Below are 881 nucleotides of genomic sequence, written 5' to 3'. Positions count from 1 at the left end.
GGGCTCTGTTGCAAAAATCGTGAAGCTTGAGCATGCTTGGCGGAGATTGGACGGACGGAACGATGACGGATTTCAAGTGGCGCCATTTCCAGGGTGATGTGATCCTGTGGGCGGTGCGCTGGTATTGTCGCTATCCGATCAGCTATCGCGACCTTGAGGAAATGCTGGCGGAACGCGGCATTTCGGTCGACCATACGACGATCTATCGCTGGGTCCAGTGCTACGCCCCGGAGATGGAGAAGCGGCTGCGCTGGTTCTGGCGGCGTGGCTTTGATCCGAGCTGGCGCCTGGATGAAACCTACGTCAAGGTGCGGGGCAAGTGGACCTACCTGTACCGGGCAGTCGACAAGCGGGGCGACACGATCGATTTCTACCTGTCGCCGACCCGCAGCGCCAAGGCAGCGAAGCGGTTCCTGGGCAAGGCCCTGCGAGGCCTGAAGCACTGGGAAAAGCCTGCCACGCTCAATACCGACAAAGCGCCGAGCTATGGTGCAGCGATCACCGAATTGAAGCGCGAAGGAAAGCTGGACCGGGAGACGGCCCACCGGCAGGTGAAGTATCTCAATAACGTGATCGAGGCCGATCACGGAAAGCTCAAGATACTGATCAAGCCGGTGCGCGGTTTCAAATCGATCCCCACGGCCTATGCCACGATCAAGGGATTCGAAGTCATGCGAGCCCTGCGCAAAGGACAGGCTCGCCCCTGGTGCCTGCAGCCCGGCATCAGGGGCGAGGTGCGCCTTGTGGAGAGAGCTTTTGGCATTGGGCCCTCGGCGCTGACGGAGGCCATGGGCATGCTCAACCACCATTTCGCAGCAGCCGCCTGATCGGCGCAGAGCGACAGCCTACCTCTGACTGCCGCCAATCTTTGCAACAGAGCC

At 60.6% G+C, this 881-nt stretch carries 1 protein-coding gene; it reads left to right on the top strand.

The window, feature by feature from the left end; genetic code table 11:
* The first annotated feature begins 62 nt into the window (after positions 1 to 62).
* Positions 63 to 827 carry an IS6-like element IS6100 family transposase gene (locus BSR28_RS08775; protein ID WP_001389365.1) on the top strand — a complete coding sequence of 255 codons (765 nt, stop codon included), beginning with the start codon at positions 63 to 65 and terminating at the stop codon, positions 825 to 827.
* The last annotated feature ends 54 nt before the right edge of the window (positions 828 to 881 follow it).

Source organism: Boudabousia liubingyangii, assembly GCF_001907245.1.
GTDB classification, from domain to species: Bacteria; Actinomycetota; Actinomycetes; order Actinomycetales; family Actinomycetaceae; genus Boudabousia; species Boudabousia liubingyangii.
Note: the sequence above shows the minus strand (reverse complement) of the source record. Positions and strands in the feature narration are given on the sequence as shown.

Excerpts from the sequence above, each read along its gene's own strand:
- BSR28_RS08775 (WP_001389365.1), top strand. The coding sequence starts at position 63 with ATGACGGATTTCAAGTGGCGCCATTTCCAGGGTGATGTGATCCTGTGG.